The organism is Parabacteroides gordonii MS-1 = DSM 23371, assembly GCF_000969825.1.
Taxonomy (GTDB): domain Bacteria; phylum Bacteroidota; class Bacteroidia; order Bacteroidales; family Tannerellaceae; genus Parabacteroides; species Parabacteroides gordonii.
Window position 1 is genome coordinate 3,043,280 of record NZ_KQ033919.1, and the last position, 22,353, is coordinate 3,065,632.

Annotated in this window: 10 protein-coding genes; all 10 read right to left on the minus strand. The window is 47.1% G+C overall.

What is annotated here, in order from left to right; translation table 11 throughout:
• Nucleotides 1-63 precede the first annotated feature (63 nt).
• The 10 genes from HMPREF1536_RS11445 to HMPREF1536_RS11490 all read right to left on the minus strand — a co-directional run bounded on the left by HMPREF1536_RS11445 (nt 64) and on the right by HMPREF1536_RS11490 (nt 22,346).
• On the minus strand, nt 64-1,437 hold the full coding sequence (locus tag HMPREF1536_RS11445; protein WP_028728088.1) for an NAD(P)/FAD-dependent oxidoreductase: 1,374 nt from the start codon (nt 1,435-1,437) through the stop codon (nt 64-66).
• Nucleotides 1,438-1,642: 205 nt separating this feature from the next.
• Nucleotides 1,643-3,715, minus strand: coding sequence for a ligand-binding sensor domain-containing protein (locus HMPREF1536_RS11450; protein ID WP_028728089.1), 2,073 nt, complete (start codon nt 3,713-3,715; stop codon nt 1,643-1,645).
• Nucleotides 3,716-3,802: 87 nt separating this feature from the next.
• Complete coding sequence (carB, locus tag HMPREF1536_RS11455) at nt 3,803-7,021, minus strand: carbamoyl-phosphate synthase (glutamine-hydrolyzing) large subunit (protein ID WP_028728090.1); 3,219 nt, start codon at nt 7,019-7,021, stop codon at nt 3,803-3,805.
• A 326-nt stretch (nt 7,022-7,347) separates the two neighbouring features.
• Nucleotides 7,348-9,177, minus strand: a complete 1,830-nt coding sequence (locus HMPREF1536_RS11460) for an O-antigen ligase family protein (protein ID WP_028728091.1) — start codon at nt 9,175-9,177, stop codon at nt 7,348-7,350.
• Nucleotides 9,178-9,446: 269 nt separating this feature from the next.
• On the minus strand, nt 9,447-12,683 hold the full coding sequence (locus HMPREF1536_RS11465; RefSeq protein WP_028728092.1) for an efflux RND transporter permease subunit: 3,237 nt from the start codon (nt 12,681-12,683) through the stop codon (nt 9,447-9,449).
• A 143-nt stretch (nt 12,684-12,826) separates the two neighbouring features.
• On the minus strand, nt 12,827-14,314 hold the full coding sequence (locus tag HMPREF1536_RS11470) for a TolC family protein (protein ID WP_028728093.1): 1,488 nt from the start codon (nt 14,312-14,314) through the stop codon (nt 12,827-12,829).
• A gap of 21 nt (nt 14,315-14,335) precedes the next feature.
• Nucleotides 14,336-17,416, minus strand: coding sequence for an efflux RND transporter permease subunit (locus HMPREF1536_RS11475; RefSeq protein WP_028728094.1), 3,081 nt, complete (start codon nt 17,414-17,416; stop codon nt 14,336-14,338).
• 5 nt (nt 17,417-17,421) lie between these two features.
• Entirely contained in the window at nt 17,422-18,495 is a 1,074-nt protein-coding gene (locus HMPREF1536_RS11480; protein ID WP_044192372.1) for an efflux RND transporter periplasmic adaptor subunit, read from the minus strand.
• A gap of 87 nt (nt 18,496-18,582) precedes the next feature.
• Complete coding sequence (locus HMPREF1536_RS11485) at nt 18,583-20,430, minus strand: O-antigen ligase family protein (RefSeq protein ID WP_028728096.1); 1,848 nt, start codon at nt 20,428-20,430, stop codon at nt 18,583-18,585.
• Nucleotides 20,427-22,346, minus strand: coding sequence for a discoidin domain-containing protein (locus HMPREF1536_RS11490; RefSeq protein ID WP_028728097.1), 1,920 nt, complete (start codon nt 22,344-22,346; stop codon nt 20,427-20,429). Before HMPREF1536_RS11490 ends, HMPREF1536_RS11485 begins: the two co-directional genes overlap by 4 nt.
• Nucleotides 22,347-22,353: the final 7 nt, after the last annotated feature.

The following is a 22,353-nucleotide window of genomic DNA, read 5'->3' on the forward strand; positions in this document are numbered from 1 at the left end:
GTTGAGCCGGGGATTTTCTGTAGTTTGGCATTTGAATTATAGGGAGTTGTTATTTTTGGTCCGTTAAGCGTAACCGTTCAGCATTCCGTAGAAATACATCGGTTTCAACATGTAAACTTTCAGTAACCAAGCCGCCCATTGTTCTTTCGATGTGTCCAGCATGCTGAACGGGAACGAGTGAACCGGCTTTTTATCATAGTCGAACTCGCACAAAAGTACGTGTCCATAGTCTGTTACAATCGGGCAGGCTGCGTAACCGTTGTATTTCTCAACAGGTTCTTTGCCTTCCATCAGCGAGATCAGGTTCTTTGCTGCGATCGGCACCTGCATACGTACGGCAGCAGAGGTTTTACTGGTCGGTATTCCGGCAACATCTCCCAGGGAGACAATGTTCGGATACGTTTTATGAACCAGTGTCGCTTTGTCGACCATCACCCAGGCTTCGGCAGCCAGTTTGCCTTCTGTCCATCCCAGGCCTGCTTCGCGAACGAAATCGGGAGCCGACATTGGCGGTGCGAAGTGAAAGAAATCGTAATCTTCCACGAAAGGAGTGATCACCTTTTCTTCTCCGACTGTTTCAACCTTTTCAAAATGTACCTGTTTGGCTGCGGTATCGACACCTTTTACACGCACGTTGAGATTGATTGGAATATTTCGTTCCTTATAGATCTCCAGTAGACGGGGAGTATAAAAAGGAATATCATACAGCTCTTTGGCGGCTGTGAAGTAATCCAGTTTAACGTTGTCCCTTGTCCCGTGTTGGCGGGTGTAATCCTCTGTCAGCAAACAAATCTTTTTCGGTGCTCCTCCACATTTGTGTTTCGTGTATGTATCGGTATAGATACCACGGCCACCTGTTTTAGAGAATTCCTGAAGCGCTTTCCAGGTTTTTTGTGCACCTTCGAAATCATATATACTGTGAGCGTTTCCTGCTCCTAACGTATCGTGTGTAATGCCTTCAACCTTTTCCCAGTTTGTTTGTACCCCCGGTGTCAATACCAGAAAGTCGTATGGGATCTTTTCGTTGTTGGCTGTTGTCACCTGGTTCATTACCGGGTCGACTGCTGCAACCGAATCTTTAATCCATTTCACGCCGTCCGGAATACAATTCTCCTGCTTCTTCCAAACATCTTCCGGTTGGTAAACCCCTGAAGCAATTAAAGTAAAACCGGGTTGATAATACTGACGGTCGCTTGGATCGATCAATGTAATATCCGGGTTATCCAGCCAGTGCATCAGGCGTGCTGCCATACTGATTCCGGCTGCCCCTCCACCGATAACTACAATTTTACCTTTTGCATCACTTGAGAATGCGTGAACTTTTTGTGTACCTACAGCTGTTATAATACCAGCGGCTGTTAATATTTTCAGGAAATGGCGGCGACTGATGCCTTGCCTTTCCAACTCTTCAAGTTGTTCTTCCAGCTCGTGTTTCATCGTGTCTTAGAAATTAAGATTCATTTGCACTGGCAAAGGAAGTATATTTAAAAGTATATCGGATAAAAAGTACTACTACACTACTTGCACAATTTATTTGTGAGGTGGAAAATAATGCTACAATACTTTCTCATCGCTACTACAATGATAGGTATATCATTGATATGTAGCTTATTGCCGAATGTGGAAAAATAGAAAATATTTTTTAGTAATTCATAAGGAAATCGATGAGGTTGGTGTCCCCATCCAGTGAAAGGCGCTTTCTTAAACGGTATCTGCGTAGTTCTATGGCACGTACGGATACGTTTAGAAGCGATGCAATTTCTTTTGTAGAGAGATTCATCCGCAACAAACAGCAGATACGCAGATCACCTGTTGTGATATCCGAATATTGCTGGCGTAAACGTTCGATGAAATTCTGATGTGCACTGTTAAAGTGGCTTTCAAACAACAGCCAGTCTGCCTGGTCGTTCAGAGATTCTTCTATCAGATTCTTCATCCGTATATATAACTTATTCGGATAACGGTCGCCCAGCGTTTCTTTCTGACGCTCCAACTCGTCCAGCAATGCCTGTATGGCCTGGTTTCTTTTCAGGAGTGCCGAGGTTTGCAGGCTCAGCTCATTGTTCTTATTTTGCAGTTCGGCTTCCAGCATGTCGCTTTTCATCTGCTGGATCTTCTGTTTTTCAGCCTGTCTTTCGGCTTCCTGCCGGGCAAGTTCTTCCTTACGCAGATTTCGCAGGTGATAACCGAGTACGAACTTGGCTATTATCCCGGTAAGGATAATATAGGCCAGCCATGCCCAAATGGTATTATACCAGGGGGGACGGACGGTGATCGGGATCGCTATTTCCATATAAGGGCCTCTGACCACGTATTTTCGTATCTTCAGGGTGTATTTGCCTTCCGGTAGCTGAAGGAAGGATATCTCCCCGTCTTTCTGCCAGGGCGACCAATCGGACGACACTCCCTCTATCATATAGCTGATCAGATGGTTGGGCGTAAAGATCGTACTTCCCACGTAAACGGATAGTTCCTGGAAATTATGGGGTAATGTGATCTTTTCCGAGTTGACGGGTAAATTATGCTCGCCGTGCTTGTCTACATATTCTATTTCCGATATTTGCAGGGGCGTTCCGGCTCCCAGGCCACTGCCGATCAGGTCGCGTATATTGACCAGTAATACGCCTTGCATGGCCGAGATCAGGTGTAAAGAGTCGCTAAGTGGGAACATTCTCCTGTCTCTGCTCACCATATTCATATTGTAATTGTCGAGCAGCAGCCTACATTTTAGTGTCCCGTTGCCGTTTTCGTTATGGAACAGTCCGGCTTCGTTCTTCACGCAGAGCCAGTAGAGGTCATTTCCGATCGGGTAAACCTGGTCGGCATCGGCGAAATTACCCAATGCTTCGGGATTATTGAATATGGAATTGACCTGAAGTGTATCGTAAGCGATTGTCTGAGGAGGAAAATAAAACAGCTCCTTGCTGATGTCAAGAGGCTGGAAGCTGTCGCCGCCTTTTAATGTCCTTTTGAAATAGCCGGTATTGGTCTGGATATATAACGTGTCGTTGCGCAGAAAAGCATTTTTGAGCTTGCCTATCTCGCTTCTCTTTCCCAGTCTGACGAGGGAGGGTTCGAATGATATCTGTGACAGCCCGTTATCGAAAGCGACCCATATCTGCTGGGCGTCCTGTATACAGATAGCACGCACGATATTGTCGGGCAACGATTGATCCTGTGTCGATAAATGGCGGAGAATAGTTCCGTCGGGGCTTGTGATATACAGCCCACGATTCTGTGTCCCTATGAAATACATATCATCTATCGTCATAAAGACAGATGGCTGCGCATGAAGTATTTCATCGGGAAGAACGAAGGGAATGGATGCCGGCGGTTCCTTGAATTTAACTTCGGCCGGTATCTTGTTGAGTTTGTGGTAACGCATTACGCCGAGATTGTCGCGTGTCCACCCTCCGAAAGAACCCTCGCTGATGGTGTAAATCGTATCGTTCAGGAAAGTGACGCCGTTAATGGCTTCCTTGTCCGGTGTTTCATAGTGTTTCCAGGTGTTGCCGTCGAAGGTGAGCAAGCCCATGTTGTTGGCTACATACAACACCCCGTCGGAGGCTACCGATAGTCCCCAGTTCTGGCAACTGGCTTTATAATCGTCTACAGTAAAATTTTTGATGAAGATATTAGGAACATCTACCGATGATGCACGCGCCACCCAGAAGGTGAGCATGAAGGCAAGGAATAATATCGGTAGTCTATACATAAGCTTCGAATAAGAATTAAACGTGTAGAGACAGGGTTTTGTCCTGTCTCTACGTATTATGGTCACAAATATAATAAAAATATTTGCTTATTTATAATCCTGCCAATCTTTGATCTGGATATCTTTCACATCCATAGTGCAGAAAGCTTCGATAAACGCGCTGGCCAGACGTGCGTTGGTGATCAGCGGAATGTTATGGTCGATCGCTGCACGGCGGATCTTGTAACCGTTGGTCAGCTCGCGTTTGCTATGGTCTTTCGGGATGTTTACAACCAGTTCGAATACGTGGTTGCTGAACATATCCATGATATTCAGGTCGCCCTGTTCATCCGGCCAGCATACGGCTGTAGCGGCAATGCCGTTTTCGTTCAGGAATTTAGCAGTTCCGGCAGTACCATAGATCTGGTATCCTTTCTCATTCAGCAGGCGGCAGGGTTCCAGCAAATCTACTTTGCTCTTGGCTGCACCCGAAGAAACCAGGACATTCTTTTTAGGAATGGTATTACCTACGGCGATCATGGCAGAAAGCAATGCTTCGTTGAAATCATCGCCGATGCAACCTACTTCTCCGGTTGAGCTCATATCCACACCCAGTACAGGGTCTGCTTTATGCAGACGGGCGAATGAGAACTGGGAAGCCTTGATACCGATCCAGTCAATGTCGAAAGCGCTCTTGTCCGGTTTTGTATAAGGAGCATCCAACATGATGCGTGTGGCCGTTTCGATGAAGTTGCGTTTCAGGACCTTTGATACGAACGGGAAACTACGTGATGCACGCAGGTTACATTCGATAACCTTCACATCGTTGTTCTTAGCCAGGAACTGGATATTGAACGGGCCGCTGATGTTCAGTTCTTTTGCGATCATCTTGCTCACCTTCTTGATACGGCGTGCCGTTTCGAAGTAGATCTTCTGAGCCGGGAATACCAGTGTGGCGTCACCTGAGTGGACACCGGCAAACTCGATATGTTCAGAGATGGCGTATTCAACTACTTCGCCGTTCATGGCTACTGCGTCGAATTCCACTTCTTTTGCTCCCTGAAGGAATTCGGAAACAACGACCGGATATTCTTTAGATACCTTAGCGGCCAGATCCAGGAATTCGATCATCTGTTCCTTGTTGTGGCATACGTTCATCGCAGCACCTGAAAGAACATAAGACGGACGGATCAGGATCGGGAAGCCTACCTTTTCGATAAAGCCGTCGATCTCTTCCATACTGGTCAACTCTGCCCAACGCGGCTGGTCGATACCCAGTGTATCCAGCATCGCGGAGAATTTGTGGCGGTTTTCAGCGCGGTCGATCGATAGCGGAGAAGTACCCAGTACCGGAACATTCTGGCGATACAGCTTCATGGCCAGGTTGTTAGGTATCTGACCACCTACGGATACGATTACACCCTTCGGCATTTCCAGATCCATTACGTCGAGTACACGTTCGAAAGAAAGTTCGTCGAAGTACAGACGGTCGCACATATCGTAGTCGGTAGAAACCGTTTCCGGGTTGTAGTTGATCATGATCGACTTGTAACCCAGTTTGCGGGCTGTCTGTGCAGCGTTCACCGAACACCAGTCGAACTCTACGGAAGAACCGATACGGTAAGCACCTGAACCCAGGATAACCACGCTCTTGTCGTTCTTGTAGTAAGGAATATCATGTTCGCTACCATCATAAGTCATATACAGGTAGTTCGTCAGTTCCGGATGTTCGGAAGCGATTGTGTTGATACGTTTTACGCTTGGCAGGATACCCATTTTCTTACGCAGGTTACGTACACGGATGTTTTCCTTTTCCATGTTTCCTTCCGGATTCTCAACGTAACGGGCGATCTGGAAGTCGGAGAAACCTAAGCGTTTAGCTTCCTTCATCACTTCTTCGGGCAGATCTTCGATCTTATTGTATTGAGACAATACCTTGGTATAGTCTACGATATTTTTCAAACCGTTCAGGAACCACGGAGTGATCTTCGACAGTTCGTGGATACGTTCTACGGTGTAACCTTCTTCCAGCGCTTTTGCTACGGCGAAGATACGCAGGTCGGTCGGGTTGGCCAGTGCATCGTCGAGGTTGTCGAATTCCAGGTCGTTGTTGCCAACGAAACCGTGCATGCCCTGTCCGATCATACGCAGACCCTTCTGCATGATCTCTTCGAAGCTCTTACCGATCGACATGATTTCGCCGACAGACTTCATGCTCGAACCGATCAGGCGGCTGACACCGACGAACTTTGTCAAGTCCCAACGCGGGATCTTCACGATCATATAGTCTACTTCCGGAGCTTTATAAGCAGAGTTCGGAGTACCCATTTCGCCGATTTCGTCGAGGCTGTAGCCTAACGCCAACTTAGCAGCAACGAAAGCCAGAGGATAACCGCTTGCTTTGGATGCCAGGGCAGAAGAACGGCTCAGACGGGCGTTTACTTCGATCACGCGGTAGTCGCAAGTGTCGGAGTTGAATGCATATTGAATGTTACATTCGCCTACGATACCCAGGTGGCGGATTGTCTTGGTAGACAGTTCTTTCAGCAGATCCAGCTCTTTGTCGGTCAGTGAGCAGGTAGGAGCAACTACGATACTTTCACCGGTATGTACACCCAGCGGGTCTACATTTTCCATGCTTACAACCGTGAAGCAATGGTCGTTCTTATCGCGGATTACTTCGAATTCAATTTCTTTCCAGCCTTTCAGCGATTCTTCCACCAGGATCTGTGAAGAATAAGCGAAAGCGCTTTCTGCCAGCGTACGCAGTTCTGCTTCGTCCTTGCAGATACCGCTACCCATACCGCCCAGTGCATAAGCGGAGCGGATCATTACCGGGAAGCCGATCTTGTAGGCAGCTTTCACGGCATCATCCATTGTCTCAACAGCCTGGCTTACCGGAGTTTTTACGTCGATCTCATTCAGTTTCTTTACAAACAGGTCGCGGTCTTCCGTGTACATGATAGCTTCGACAGAAGTACCCAGTACCTTTACGCCATATTTAGCAAGTGTGCCGCTGGTGTATAACTGGGTTCCGCAGTTCAGGGCAGTCTGGCCACCAAAAGCCAGCAGGATTCCGTCCGGTTGTTCTTTTTTGATTACTTCTTCAACAAAATACGGAGTGATAGGCAGGAAGTACACCTTGTCTGCTACCCCTTCCGATGTTTGAATAGTTGCAATGTTCGGATTCAGCAATACGGTACTGATACCTTCTTCTTTCAGTGCCTTCAATGCTTGTGAACCAGAGTAGTCAAACTCTCCGGCCTGTCCGATCTTCAGGGCACCCGAGCCCAGAACAATCACCTTTTTGATTCCAATTTTCGACATAGTAATTGGGTTGTTTTGTTTATTAATATTTTATAGAATGTTATTCCTTATATAATCGCCACTCGCGGGACACAAAAAAAATGCGTTAGTAAAAATAACTAACGCATCCTATATAAACAAATTATATTCCCGTAAAGTAAAGAAATGAGCTTCAATGTCCGGCGTTGAACCGGAGATAAACATCGGATTACACTTATGTATCTTATTCGTCATGAAACTCTTCCTCGCAAAATTTCGGCAAAGATAGGGCATATAATTTAATTGTGCAATAAAAATGGAGGGAATAGTGGTCCTAAAATGGTATTGCTTGTCCGATAATCAGTTATTTATTTGTTGTTTGTTATTGCATGCTGAAGAAGTCTGTTTACATCCTCCTTCATCGATTCGCTCGCTTTTGATTTATCCGCAGGTTGACTGGTAAGAACGGAGTAGGCGGCTAACTTTAATTTATCAGGTTGATAATAAGAGTCTTCCGAGTATAATTTTGTCAACTGATAATAAGTCTCTATCCGTTCCGGCAGAATGTGGAGACATTGCAGCAAGCATTTTTCGGCTTGTTTGTAAAGTCCGAGTTGCCGGTGGCTCTCTGCCATTATATCATAGAACTCAGGGTCTGCGCTTAGCTGTAAGGCGCGGTTCGTCCAGATAACCGCATCTGCGAATTGTTTGTTCTGCTGGAGACACTTCGCTCCTTCCCGTAAAAATTCTACCTGGTGCGATAACTTGGGATACAGGCTCTGGTAGCCCTGGGCTGCCACACTGTGTTCGTCCTTCTGTTCCAGTATCCGTAGCGTTTTCCATTCCTTATAAGACTGGTAATAACTTCTCTGCCCGAAAAATAACATACAGGCGGCCAATGCTGCAAATGTTCCGATATATGGGAATGTTTTCGGGGAAGGCTTCTGTAGTTTGCCCGGTATCGTTACGCAGGTAGCGGAGAAAAACAACAGTAACACCCAGAATGACGGCAGCTGCAACGGATAGGAATACATGGAGAAGAAGAGCAGGGCAATGATACATCCTGTCGATCCGACCTGTTTATTCTTTAGTCCGTAGTAGAGGACAAACCCGATCCACAAAGAGAAAAGCAGCAATCCGACGATACCGTACTCCAGTCCCATTTGCAGATACTCGTTGAATGCAAATCTCGGACAACAGGCTGCCAGCCGTTCCATGTCGGAAGCTTTTCCGGATGAAAAGTAATCGGCTTGTGATTTTGCATAGGAGGTGGGAAAACCGCCCAGCCCTGTTCCTGTTACGGGTTGTTCCAGTATGGCTTTGGTGGTGACATTCCACATCAGCATACGCCCGGCCGACTTATCGGGATGGATAAGACCTCCCAGAGTGGGTAGCCCCGCAATGAAAAGAAATAAGAAAGCACAAGTGATCACAACGGTTTTGCTATGTGTTAGAACCCTTTGTTTGAGTATTTTCCACCCGGATTTGCGAAGAAAGAATACCCAACTGCAAGAAGCGATTGCAGCCAGCCATGCCGGGCGGCTCAATCCTCCCGGAAGAGCGATGAGAATGATAATAATACCGAACACGGCCAGGTAAAACAGCATTGTTCTGGTTTCCCACCAGGCTATTTTGTCGCAGTCGCGAAATCGCAATGCAACATTCAAGCATAAGGGGAGTACGATTGCCAGGTAACCGGAAAACGGCCCCGGGCTAAATTCCAGTCCGCTCCCATTAAACAGGGGATGGTTGTCCGCCGGAGTTCCGTATAGTTGCCCCATTCCCCAAAAGGCCTCAAACACACCGGTACACATGATGATTGAAAGGAAAAAGAGCCTGATTTCAGGATGTGTCTGCATAACGGCCCGCAGCATGAACCATAGTATGGTCAATTGGCCGACAAAGAGTAGTCTTTCCGGTTGGGGATTCAGATCATGGTCGTAGTTCAGCAGAACCAGTCCGGAGAACAGTAGCAAAAGTCCGTCAGGCAGTGTAAAGGTAAAGTTACATTTTCTGATAGTGGCTTCCATAAAAAGAACGCTGAATGCAAGTAATAAAATGGTAAAATGAAACCAGAATATTTTGCCGGTAATAGTCCCTTCCGCAATATTGGGATTAGCGGCAAATACAATGCACAGAAGTAACGCTCCACTCGTAGAGAGGGAGAATAGTCGTAGGTACTTGAATAAAACTTTCATCTTTAATTTATTTTTAGGGTGATATCGGACTCTGCTTCTTGCAATAAAGAGAGGACTTCTTTTCCCTTTTCTTATATAATCCCAGATGTCGCCATAGAAAAAGATCGATAAAATTCAAGTTTAGATGTTCTCTTAGGCGCTACTTTTCAGCTCCTAGAATAAACATTCCGGGGGTAAGAAGGGTTTAGAGGATTTAACAAATTGTCTATTAATCCCGCAAATTTAGGAAAGAAAATAGTTTTAGATCGTTTAAACCGATTACAATATGATTATTTTTTCAGGGTAAAAATAGGCAGGTAAATAAAGATTCCGGCAATAGACATGATCAGTCCTCCGATAGTTCCGGCTGCCAGCGGAAACCAGAATGCTTCTTTGTCTGGGCCTAGCATAAAAGGTATGAATCCCAGGATGGTAGAGATCACGGTCAGGAAGATTGGCGTGATCTTTGCGTTCCATGCTTTCAGGTAAGCACGCCAGGCCGGCATCAGCGGTTTGTTGGTGCGCAATTGGTTGTACTCGTTCAATATATAAATACTGGCGTTCACGGTAATACCACACAACAGGACGAAAGAGGCGAACCCTCCCTGGTCGAAATTCAGTTTGAACCAGTAGAAAGTCAGGAATACCCCGATATAAGAGATCGGAATAACGAAGATAACAGCCAGCGGTTGCTTAAGCGAATTGAACAGGATACTGGTTGTAAAGAAAATAATCACGATGATCAGCAATAATAACAGATACTGTTTATTATCTTTTGTATTCCAGCTCCAGTAATAACTTTCCGACTTGGCGGTGTACCCCATCGGCAGGGCTGCGTTAAACTCTTTCAGTACGCGTTCCTGTATTTTCGTCCCCTGGTTGGAAGCACCGATATATTCGTATTGCAGGCACAGGCGGTATTGCTGGTTCACTTTGGCCACCTTCTGGGGCATCTGGCCTTTCTCGACGGTAGCCAGTTCCGACAGTTTGTAGGATCGTCCTTTGATCTGCTGCGGGACGTGCTGCATGCTCCACACGTCATAGTCGCGTGCCTGGCGGGAACTCAGTTTCAGTTTCTCCGTTTCGTTGTCCACGATGATCGTTCCGCTATAAATGTCTTTGCCGAATACCGGATTGATAGAGGCGAACAGTTCGATCGGCAGGATGTTCTCCTGTGCCATCCGGGCTTTGTTCAGGTTGAAATAGAACTCCTGGTAATCGTCTTTCCACCAGGAGAACTCCGAGTTGATAAGTACTTCCTTGATACGGCGGTAGGTGAGGAGTTTCGACTTTAACTGTTCCGCCCACTCATATAATTCATCATAATTATAGCCATACATCTCTATACGGAAAGAACCGGCTCCTTCCCTTACATCGTTGCTGAAGCCCTGATCCTGTAATCCGTATACGTTCCAACTGCCGCCACCCAGTTCGAGTGCCTTGCTGATGATCCTGCTTTTCAGTGTATACGGGAAACCGCTCCGTTCGGCCGCTTTGGTGAAATAGATGCGTATCCCTGCCTGCCGGGCGCTGTAGATATTGGTCTGGAACTGGCGTATATCCTTGAATGTACTCAGATAGGCCTCCATACGTCCCATCAGTTGGTTCATCTGTTCCAGCGTAGTTCCGTTGGGGAGCGAAGCGCTGACGGAAAGAACCGTTTCGTCATTTCGGGTAAAATAACTGCCTTCGTACACTTTCTGGACGAAGAGGCGCAAGGTTCCTCCGAGCGCCTTGTCGATGACGGGCTTAACTTTCTCTTTGTATGTTTCGCCGGAAACTATTTTGTTATACTTCTCGACAAGCAGCGAGTCGGTAGCGGTATATACCTTGTCCTTGTCGTCCATCTCGATCTTCTCCGGTAGAAGGAATACGGGGAGTCCGAAAATCAGGACAAGAACCAGGCAGGCCGTCTTCTTCCAGCGGCAGAGGAAGTGGATCTGTCCCAGGTAAAACCGATTGAACCGGACAGGGAACCGTTTGATCTGCCTGTTGACCTGCTTTTTGAAACGTACCCATCGCGTCGGTTCCGCACCGGCTGTTAATGCACCGGCTTTCCGGGCTGTCTTTTTCTTTTGTCCCAGCCCCAGCTTCTCTATCATGGCTGGAACAAAGAACAGGGCGACGGCCAGCGATACCGCCAGGTTGATAATTACCACGGCAGCAAAGTCCTGCAGGTTCAGCCGGATCTTTTCATCCAGGAAGAAGATGATGACGAGCGCACCGATTGTAGTCAGTGTAGCGGTCAGGATGGAGAGGAAGGCTCTCCGGTTATGCCGGTTGCGGATATGGTCGGTCATGACGATCGTATTGTCGATCACCAGGCTTAAAGATATGGTAACCCCGGCCAGCGAATACAACTGCATCTCCAATCCGGCCAGGTAAAAGAAGATGACGGCGATACAGAGATTTACACTCAGGCTGACGACGATCAGGAAGAGATAGCGCACGTTCCGCGTGATCAGCAGGACAAACAATAACAGGATCAGGATAGTCAGTCCGGTACGTATGTAGATCTTATTCAGCTCATTCTGGATGAATTCGGTCGCGTCGTAACTGGTATGTATCTCATATCCCTGGGGCAGTAGTCCGCGTATATGCTCCATTTCCTCTTTCACCTGTTTGGCCAGTTCCAGCTGGTTAGCCGTTTCTTCTGCCCGGATAGACAAATAGATCGAATTCAGCCCGTTGATACGATAATAACTTTGCGGTGCTTCTTCCTGCCGGGTCACCTTAAGCAATTGATCCAGCCGGATCAGCTTCCCTTCCTTATTCGTGACGGTGATACGCGACGGGTCGAAGTCCTGCTGTCCGGCTTCGGGTATCAGAGCCAGGCGGATCCATTCTTCGTGCCCTTTCCTGTTGACATTTCCTGTCCCGAGGAATTCCTTTTTGTAATATTGGTTGATGGCAGACTGTATCTCTTCCGTCGTGATACCGAGCGTGGCCAGTTGCCGGCTGTCATATTCCAACCGCCATTCCATCGGGGTGGCTCCCCGCACGTCGATCCGGTAGATACCCGGGATACCAGCCAGGCGCGGTTTTATCTGGTCTTCAGCAAACCGTTGTATGAAGATCGGGGTGGCCGCGGCATTCAGCGTATAGGTCATAAAAGGCCCCGACTCCTTATCGTCGGGACGACTCATTTCAAGTACCGGATAACTAAGCCCGTCGGGCAAGCCCGGCCAGGTCTGGCGGATGATCGTGGAGGCTTCGAAACGGGCGGCATCGATATTCGTATGTTTATCCAGCTCCAGCGTCACATAGCCCCAGCCGTTGCCGGAAGTGGAGTTGATCTCCTTGATCCCCTTGATACGTGCCAGCATCGACTCCAGCCGCGAAGTCACTTCCATCTCGATTACACGTGCCGAATTACCCGGCATGTTGTAGCTGACAGTCAGCCGGGGCAAGGTGCGCGACGGCGACAGCTTGATCGGCAGGAGAGGTATAAACGCCAGTCCTGTCAGCGCCACACAAAGGAAGGTGACGATGATCGTAAAGGATGATATTTTAGGAGATGCGGACATCTGTATATTCTATTATTATTTATCTGTTTTTTCGATAATGATTCTCAGCAGCCATTGACGGCAGTCGTCAAAGCTCGTTGACGGTGGTCGTCAGTTACCGTTGACGATGGTCGTCAAGCCTCGTTGACGGGTGCCGTCATTTTTTACAGTCCCTGCGCATAGTCGAATTCACTGGACAGGGATATCCCCGTTTCAAAATCATGTAATGTCAGTTTTCGTATCTTGAAATAACTCAGCCAGTAATTTTGAAGGGCGGAGATGTAGTTGCGCTGTGCCTCCTGCTGGCGGTTCAGCGAGAGGGTCAGGCTGTTGATATCCGCCTTCCCGATCATAAACCGCTGTTTGGTTTCGCTGTAAGCCATAAGAGCCAGGTCGAGCGCTTCTTCCGCACTGCTGATCAGGTTCTGTTGGATATTGAAATCGCCTACCGTCATGATCACATCTTCTTCTACGGTCAGTTCTTCCTGCCGGGCGGAGATCTGCGTCACGTTCAGGTTATTTTTGGCGATATTGTGTTTCCCTTTGCGTACGCCCCAGTCTACAAGCGGGATGGAGACGGAGACAGAGACAATATCCTGTTGCAGCGGATCGCGATAAGCATCTTTCAACTTGCTCGCCACCTGGTTGAAACCGATACTGGCATTGATGGAGGCATTGAACATGGCCTCTTTCTTTGTCTTGTCCACCTGCTGTTCCGCTTCCATAATCTCCTGGCGGAGACCGAGGAACTTCGGGTTGTTCTCCCGGGCGAGCACCAACGCTTCATCTACCGAGATCTGCATATCCCGCGGACGCCCCGGCAGCCTTAACCGTATCTCCGTATTCTTATCGAAGTTGAGGAAAGATGCCAGGCTGAACATCGCCCTTTTCAAAGCGATCTCCGTGTTTTGCAGGGTATTGCGGGCATTGACGGCATCCAGTTTCAGGGTCAGGAGTTCGGCCTTGTTGATCGATGCGATCTTATGCCGCTCCTGGCCGGTACGATAGAGCGTATCGGTAGAAGCCACATTCTCTTTGGCCAGGTCGTATTCGGCTTGTGCCATAGCGAGGGCGAAGAAATAGGTCGTAGCCTGTTCGCTGATCTGTTCGATATTATAGAGCAATTCTTTTTTCACTTTCTCGTATTTAAGCGGTTCGATCTTCCGTTCCCATCGGAAGGGGTTATAACCGAACAGGCTCTGTTGATAACCGAGCCGGATAGGAACGGTGGTGAACTGGTTGTTTGCGGGGTTATCGTCGTTTCCGAAATTACGCATATAGCCCAGGTCGGAGTCCAGATAGAAAGTACCCCCGAGCAGGTCGAAGTTTTGTTTGATCTCTACATTTCCGCTGGCGTAGAACGATTGTTGCTTTTTATATACATCCACATCATTCTGAGAGTCATACCTACGCGTAATATCCCGGTAATACTGTGCCGGTGTCAGGTTCAGCGTCAGGCTCGGCAAACGGTCTGCTTTATATGTCCTGTATTGCCAGTACCCGGCCAGATACATATTCTTTGTCCTGAACGCTTCCAGCGAACTGTCCGCCGCCAGCGAAATCGTCCTTTCCAGCGACAGGGAAAGCGGCTGAGCCTGCAAATAGACAGAGGTGAATAACAGAAATGATAATATTATCTTACCTATCTTCATAACGGCATTCTATATAATTCGTTAAACTTCCGTTTGTTTTTCAATCGTCAAATGCGACCGGTCATGTTTCCTGTAAATAAACCAGTACACCAGCGGAATGACAAAGAGGCTGACGGCGGTACCGATCAGCATGGCTGATATCATGGCGATGGAAAGCGGTTTCTGCAACTCGCTACCCATATCGAATGAGAATAACAGGGGAACCATACCGAATATCGTAGTCAGCGAAGTCATGATAATGGGACGCAAACGGCGTCTGCCCGCTTCATGGATCGCTTCCATCAACGGGGTACCTTCTTTCCGCAACTCGTTGATCGCATCCAGTTTCAGGATCGAGTCGTTGATAACGATACCGCAAGTCACCACGATACCGATCGCACTCATCAGGTTCATTGTATGCCCGCATATCCAAAGTATCAACAGCGCGGCCGCCACGTCGATCGGTATTTCCAGCAGTACAATAAGCGGTTGCAGGAAACTCTCGAACTGGGCTGCCAGGATGAAATACATCAGCAACAAGGATATCAGCAGGATCACGACCAACTCACTCAACATCTTCTGGTTGGAGAAGAAGCTGCCGGAGAAATCTATCTCCCAGTCCTGTCCGCCTAACTTTCTCACCTCTTCCATCAACGGTTCTGCCTTATCAACATCGTAGAAACTGAACGGGATGTATTCGCCGTTCTTTCCGGCAGAGATCGTTTTCAGGTCTTCCCCCTGCGTCACCCGTACCAGCGATTGCAAAGGGATATACTGGCTTTTACCCTCTTTGTCCGGCAGGGTCTGTACCAATGTTTGCTGCAAGACACTGTTGACTGTCTTGCCGTCACCGGCCAGCGTTATCGGCAGATATTGCTGGTAGGAGCGGAGGGTGGCGACTTCATTTTCCTTGAAAGCCGTTTTCAGCAAACGATACACCTCGTTGTAATCCACATTATAAAGTAACAGCTTCTGCCGGTCGACCGATATATTCATCTGGTTCTCGAAAGCGACGCCTACCGGTACCTGTCCGGCTTCTGTCTTGATCTTCGACTCCAACGATTTTAAAGCCTGTGCTTCCGGAGCTTCCGCCTTGTTGCGTGCATAAAACTCGGCAACGATATCCGCTTCGCCGGTTACAAATAACTTCTCAAACACGGTAACCGGAGGGGAGAAAGAGAAAACGGCTTGCGGATAGTTCTTGTCGAGCCAGCCCGTCACTTTCTCCTGCAAGGGTGCAATATCCGACGTCTTTACTGTTTTAAAGTATAACTCAGCTTCCGAAGTCGATAACTCACGATCCCTGTTTAACAGGAATTGCTGCTGTCCCACATACGAGGTATATTCCTGTACGTCATTTTCCATCTGGGTGAACAACCTGCTTACCCGTTCCCGGTTTTCATCGATATGGATGTTCTCGTTCCATTCGATATGTGCGATCAGCTCGTTCTGGTCGATCTCCGGCATCCTGCTTTTCGGTACTTCATAAAACAGGATGGCGCAAAGCGGAAGCATAGCGATGAGGAACAACATATTCGATCTTTTATGACGGAATACGAAATCGATTCCCGCATCATAAAAACGATCGAGCGTATGTTCTTTGATCAGATTATTGATCCGTAGATTGAATCCGGTATGTTTGATGTCAGGAATGCTGTAAACCAGCTTGTAAAGAACAGGAAGCAACATGATCCCGGTGAAGTATGAAACCATCAGCCCGACAGTTACGGCAAATGCCTGGTCGTAGAAGATAGCCCCGGCTATCCCGCTCATAAATACCAGCGGTACAAATACCGCGATCGTGGTAAATGTGGAACTCAGCATCGGAGTAATAACTTCCGAAGTCCCTTTATTGCATGCTTCTTCCAATGAACATCCTTTGTTCCTGTATTGCGTGATGTTTTCCGTCACGATGATCGAACTGTCGATCATCATACCCAGTGCCATGATCAGTCCTGAAAGGGATATGATATTCAGCGACATCTTGAACATATAGAAGAACAGGAAACTGATAACCAGGCTGACCACCATACTCAGGCCGATCACGGCCGGGCTTTTGATGTCTCCCAGGAAAAGTATCGCCACGATACAAATGAAAAGGAAACCGAGCGACAGGTTCTGCTTCAGGTTGGAGATCGTATAATCGAGCAACTCCGTCTGGTTACGGCTGATACTGAACTCGATATCCGGATAGACCGTGGCAAAGTAATCCGTCACCTCGCCGAGCGCCTCTTTCATATTATCCATATTCTCGTCCGCCTGCTTGATCACAGCCAGTGTAACCGCCCGCTTCCCGCCCGACAGCGAAGCCCCGACCTCTTTTTCAGGCACTACCGCCACTTTTGCCAACTCTTTCAGCTGGAAGATACGGTCGTTTTTCCGGATATAGATATTCTGTACATCTTCCGGCGTGCGCAGCAGGGTCGAGAATTTGATGTTGTATTCATAGTATCCGTCCCGTACGGTCATGCTTCCCGGTTCGATATTGTTCGAACTCAATGCCGACTCCAGATCACTCAGCGTAATCCCCGCCATTTCCATCATATTGATATCGGGCACGATCTGCAACTGGCGTTTCAGTATTCCCGTAATATCTACCATAGCCACTTCCGGCAACTGCTCGATACGCCGTTTGATCACCGTCTCGGCAAATTGGCAAAGATCGAGGAAAGCAGTTTCGCTATCCCCCGATTTAAGCGTCAGATTCAGACAAAATACCGGGATGTCCGTTGCACTGGCCTTGATCACCCGTGGACGTTCTACCTCGCGCGGCAGATAATTCATTGCCGCATCTATCTTTTCGTTCACCTCGATGAAAGCCAGATCCGTATTTGTCCCGAAGTCGAAGCTCAGCCGGATAATACCTGCCCCGTCGCGTGTTTCGCTCTGGATATCACGTAAGGCGGCTACCTGCATCAATTGCTGCCGGATCGGTTTAACGACCGTATTTTCCAGTTCGCGGGCCGACGTATTCTGTCCGGATACCTGTATCGTGATTTCCGGTATAGCAATATCGGGCAACAACGATATAGGAATGGTAAAGTAAGTGACCAATCCCACGATAAAACAGGCCGTAAAAGCCATCAGTACCGCGATAGGACGTTGTAGTAGGAATTTAACCATAACTTTTAGTTCTCAATGATAGTGACAGGAGCCTCATGTGCCAGATTGATATTGCCGCTGGTTATTACGATATCGTCCTCTTTCAGGCCGTCCACCACCGTGTAGTTCTCCGCATTCTCAAGTCCGGTGTGTACGTAAGTCCAGTATGCCTTTGTTTTTGTGCTGTCGAGAATGAACACGACCTGTTTGCCGGAACGTAAAACGACGGCTTTTTTCGGTACGACCAACTGCCTGCCAACTGAACGATGGATGCTGACCCGTACATTCATCCCTTCAAACAGTTTCCCTTTGTCGGTAACGGCCGCTTTCACCTGTACCATGCCGTTCTCGTCTACCAGCGGGTTGATCTCGGAGATACGCCCTTCCGTTTTTCCTTCGTTGAAGGCAAAAGGAGTCACTTCCACCCGGTCGCCGTTTTTTATCAGGGGTAATTCGTTTTCCAGTACGGTGAACGCCGCTTCCAGGCTACGCGGATCGATGATCGTACAGAATGCTTCGGAAGTGGAAGCCGTATTATATTGTTTGGCAAAGAGGTTGGCTACGATCCCGTCGAAAGGAGCGGTCAGCACCGCATTCTTCTCTTCATATTCCGCCAGTTGATATTGAACCAATGCCTGGTCGTAACCGCTTTTGACCCTTACCAGTTGCATGGTGGCGGGAGGTACTTTTCCGGAATCAGCCAGTGCATATCCCTGACCGATCAGGACATCCTGTAGTTCCAGTTTGGCCCGTTCCAAGGCATCTTTTGCTACTGCCGTTTTATTTTTCAGCCGGAAGGTGGATAGTTCCGCCAGCTTTTGCCCTTTCGTCACCCGGTCGCCGTTCTTCACAAAGATAGAAGCGATCGGTTCGGCCGATTCGAACCGCAGGTCGACATGACGGCGGGCGGACAATTTGCCGTTACTCACCAGTTCGTGGTTGAAGTCGGTTGTCTTCAGTGTCATCACGGTCACCTCATTGGTCTCGTCCGGTAGAACTGTTTCTACAGTTTCTTCCTTTGCACTGTCTCCTTTTTTCTCACCGGAACAGGCTATCATTCCGAAAAAGACCAGTATTGCCAGCAAATTGTAGTATTTCATATTCATATAAACTGTGATTCTGTTTTCAATATTCGCAAATATACAAATTTATTGTTACGATGTTCTCGTAATTTGTTCATAAATATATTAATTACGATTTTGTCGTATGTTGTTGAGCATGCTTTTAACTTCTGTTCTCATTTCCCGGATAGCTGTACTTTCCACTTTCGGTTCTTTCGTCAGTACGGCATCGGTAGCTTTGATAAACTTATCTTCCTGAAAGAAAGTCGGTTCCGCATAGAGTTTTGTTAACAGATAATACGGATAGATCCGTTCCGGTAACATATCGATTGCGTGCAGCAATAATCGTTCGGCCTCCGGGAAATTTCCCTGTGCCTGCTCATTTTTTGCCGCCATATAATGTATCATGGGATCTCCGCTTAACTTCATCGCCCGTTCCAGCAACACATTCGCATCAGTAAAGCGCTCCGCCTTGCTCAAGCACTGTGCCGTCTCGAACAGCAGTTCCGGCTTATGCCCTAGCAACGGCACCAATTCTTCATACCCGTCGCAAGCCGCTTCATAAGCCTTGTTATTGTACAACATCTTCATCGTATTCCACTTTTTATACCCTTGATAATATCCTTTCTGCTGCCAGAAAATCCATCCGCAACAGAAGGTTAAACATCCGATCATAGCGACCGAAAGTATCTTCCTCCCCTTTCGAGAGGGGGTAGGGGGTGTGTCACTGGCAACAGATGTACAAATCACTCCCATCAATACCACCAACACCACCCAGAACTCCGGCAGCTGCAACGGATACGACGCCAGGCTGAATACCATCAACGCCAATATCCCCCCGGCCGCCCCGATCTGCCTGTTTTTCACCCCCCGGAACAAGGAATAACTTAACAACAATACAAAAACCATTAAACCCACCAGCCCCTGTTCCAAACCTATTTGTAAGAATTCATTAAATCCATATTCCGGACATCCGGCCACCAGCATTTCTGTTTCCGAAGCCTTACCGGAAGAAAAATATTCTGCTTGTGCTTCGGCATAAGCCGCCGGGAAACCGCCGAGTCCGGTTCCTGTCCAGGGCTGTTTCGTTATAGCCTGTGTCGTTATTTTCCATAAAAGTAGCCGGCCATCGGCCGATTCTTTTTTCAGCATGTAAATACCTGCCAATGCACCGGCTACCAGGATCAGTATCACAAAAGATGATACTGTAGTTAAGATTCGGTGTCCATTTATAAACCGTTTCGTCTTTTCCCATCCGATACGTTGTACCCAATAAACCCATCCGCACGACACGACCGCAGCGATCCAGGCCGCCCGGCTCATCCCTGCGGGAAGGACAATAATTATTGCCAGCAGGCTGATCCATCCCAGATAGTACAGGTAAATATTTACTTGCCGCCATCCTGCTTTTTTATAATTATCAAATTGCAGGATCATCCATAGGCAAATGGGTAACACCATCGCAAGATACCCGGAATAAGGCCCCGGATTATAAAAATCCCCGGTCAGTCTGAACAGCGAATGGTTCGAACCTTCAAATCCATGTAACTGTCGCATCCCCGACACGGCTTCAATCAATCCGGTTCCTGCAATCATTACCAGGAAAAAAATCTTCGACTGCGGCCATCCTGTAAATATGAACCGTAACAGGAACCATAGTATAACTAATTGTCCCCCAAACAACATTTTTTCCGGTTCGGGATTCAGTTGCCAGTTGTAAGTAAGCGCAACAATAGCTGTTAAAGCTAATACCAGCCCATCTGCCACCGAAGGAACAAATGTTTTTTCCGTCTTTATCAGAACAGTAGCCACCAGACAGCATGCTGCCAGCAGCAACATCGCCAGATGAAACCAGTAAACCTTCCCCATCACCAATCCGTTTACCAAACTGATGTCCGTGGCAAAAACGGTGCACAGCAGGAGAATTCCGCTGATAGCGAGTAGGGAGTAACTTATGTATAGTCTATATTTCATAAATCAACTGTAAAATACTGTTTTCCATCTTTGTGAATAAAAACCTGTTCCTCTCGCCCTTTAGTCCAATCGCGTAACCATAACAATGCGTTATCAGGAACTAGATAATTCAGTACCCTCCCGCTAGCCGTTTGCGTTCCGAGCGATTTCCAACCGTTTATCCCATCCTGATAGAAAAGCTCGTATTCGTCTCCCGGCCAAACATAATTATCATCATTGCGCGGAGAGAAAAGTATTTTTTTTACAGTTGTCGCTTTCCCCATGTCAAAAACGATCGAACAATTTGTGTCATCGGAGTAAAAATAGGTAAGAATATTTCCATCGATACAATTTTCCTGTGTACGCATGGGACTTGGTAAATCCGCAATATTCAAAGGTATAGCTTGCGTACATGCCGTATCGCTATACATGGATATCTCAGCAATCTCGATGTGTTTGTCCAAAGGAGATACATAACGTATGTATCTATATTTTTTGTCCGGATTGTATGATTCCAATTCATTGTAATTGGTAGGTAACGTGTCATTAAATTGATACAATAATTCCGCATTAGCGAAAGACAATCGATTGGCTCCTTCAATTTTTGCTCCGATAATATTCAGATATAATCCTTCTTTGATTTTTCTGACAAGCGACATTTTTCTTTTCAATATGGCATTTTTCCGGGAAACTGTATCCGGTTCCAGATAATGTATGCCTTTCTCTGTGTAAATGAACGGATATCCTGCGGGGCTATGATTGGTTCCGTCCGAGACGAGCGGTTGGTAGATAATATCCGGCTCTATATTTAAGAATGTCACATCTCCTTTTTTGTTTCGTGCTATGTCAATAGGAATCCATCCATCCAGACTGAAGATGCCTAAATAGATGTAAGGCTCTTTTTTATTTTGAACATGAATGTGTACTTCATTTTCGAAATAGTCTTTTGTGACATCTTTTATAAAACGATTTCTGAACAAACCGGGTACTTTGGGGTTGGCTGTAATTCCGGGGAAACGTTCCTCCTGCATACCATAACAAAAGCGATATACTTTCCCTTTTTTCCTCCCATCCGTATTCTTCCTTTCCCGGTCGGCAACCTGTTCGTTCATCCCGAATGGGATAAATAACCCACTTGTGTCACGTAAACAATTCCATTCATGGCTTTGCTGGTATTCCGGTGAGTAGACGAAAAAGTCAGCTGTAACCGGAATGCCGCATGATCGCATGGCATATAGTGTAATATCCGAGGCATCCCGGCAATAACCTATCCGATGATAAAAAAGAAAGTCTGCACTTTGGTGTGGTAAAGAGAAATCAGTATTCCAGATGCAGTTAGCCTGGTTCAGGTCAGCATTAATAATTTCAAAAGCTTCAAATACATCATTTCCCTGATAAGCAGAATCGAGCATTGCCGAATAATGATCATGATATAATTTTCTCCATGACGATAACGGTTCATTACCAATTCGGTAAGGAAGAATAAGTTCGCAAAAATCATCGAAGCCCAGATGCTTGTTCCACGGATACCGTTTCCAGACATCGAAAGACAAATCGATATTCTCTATCAAATAATCGGCAGAAATAACGTGTGCATCATATATTTTCGGTAAAGAATGGAATGAAACCTTTTTCCATTTTTGTATAACCTCTTCGGCAAAGAACCCGTCTTTAGCTCCTTGCGCTAATATCGGCTGGATAGAATCCAGTTGCCACCCCTCATATCCATACCATCGCGGCATATTACGAATCAGGAAACGAGCCGCTTCCAGTTTCTCCGGATTGTTCTCATAATGTGTTAATACCTTTTCCAGTTCGCCCCGATTTTCTCCGGCAAACAGGAGGGCTTGTTCCAAACGTTTGCTATTCGACGAATTGCAAGCCACCAGAATGATGCTGATAAATATGTTTAATCCTATAATAAATAGACTTTTCATGGCTTTC

Bases quoted from the DNA above. Each gene is read 5' to 3' on its own strand.
- HMPREF1536_RS11470 (WP_028728093.1), bottom strand. From the start codon at position 14,314: ATGAAGATAGGTAAGATAATATTATCATTTCTGTTATTCACCTCTGTC.
- HMPREF1536_RS11445 (WP_028728088.1), bottom strand. From the start codon at position 1,437: ATGAAACACGAGCTGGAAGAACAACTTGAAGAGTTGGAAAGGCAAGGC.
- HMPREF1536_RS11465 (WP_028728092.1), bottom strand. From the start codon at position 12,683: ATGTCCGCATCTCCTAAAATATCATCCTTTACGATCATCGTCACCTTC.
- HMPREF1536_RS11490 (WP_028728097.1), bottom strand. From the start codon at position 22,346: ATGAAAAGTCTATTTATTATAGGATTAAACATATTTATCAGCATCATT.
- HMPREF1536_RS11450 (WP_028728089.1), bottom strand. From the start codon at position 3,715: ATGTATAGACTACCGATATTATTCCTTGCCTTCATGCTCACCTTCTGG.
- carB (WP_028728090.1), bottom strand. From the start codon at position 7,021: ATGTCGAAAATTGGAATCAAAAAGGTGATTGTTCTGGGCTCGGGTGCC.
- HMPREF1536_RS11475 (WP_028728094.1), bottom strand. From the start codon at position 17,416: ATGGTTAAATTCCTACTACAACGTCCTATCGCGGTACTGATGGCTTTT.
- HMPREF1536_RS11460 (WP_028728091.1), bottom strand. From the start codon at position 9,177: ATGAAAGTTTTATTCAAGTACCTACGACTATTCTCCCTCTCTACGAGT.
- HMPREF1536_RS11480 (WP_044192372.1), bottom strand. From the start codon at position 18,495: ATGAAATACTACAATTTGCTGGCAATACTGGTCTTTTTCGGAATGATA.
- HMPREF1536_RS11485 (WP_028728096.1), bottom strand. From the start codon at position 20,430: ATGAAATATAGACTATACATAAGTTACTCCCTACTCGCTATCAGCGGA.